At 62.1% G+C, this 235-nt stretch carries 1 protein-coding gene; it reads left to right on the top strand.

Features of this window, described 5'->3' with window-relative positions; translation table 11 throughout:
- Nucleotides 1-235 (top strand): carboxyl transferase domain-containing protein (locus O4G74_RS16330; protein ID WP_331283531.1); only part of this gene is annotated, 235 nt, incomplete at both ends.

The following is a 235-nucleotide window of genomic DNA, read 5'->3' on the forward strand; positions in this document are numbered from 1 at the left end:
ACGCGCAGCACGCCAAGGGCAAGCTGACCGCGCGCGAGCGGCTCGACATCTTGCTCGATGAAGGCAGCTTCGAGGAACTCGACACCTATGTCGAACATGACTGCGTCGATTTCGGCATGCAGGACCAGAAGATCCCCGGCGACGGCGTGGTCACCGGGTCGGGCACGATCAACGGCCGTCTGGTCTATGTCTTCAGCCAGGATTTCACCGTCTTCGGCGGCTCGCTGTCGAAACG

The sequence above is a fragment of the Henriciella marina genome, from assembly GCF_027213945.1.
In the GTDB taxonomy this organism is placed as follows: domain Bacteria; phylum Pseudomonadota; class Alphaproteobacteria; order Caulobacterales; family Hyphomonadaceae; genus Henriciella; species Henriciella marina_A.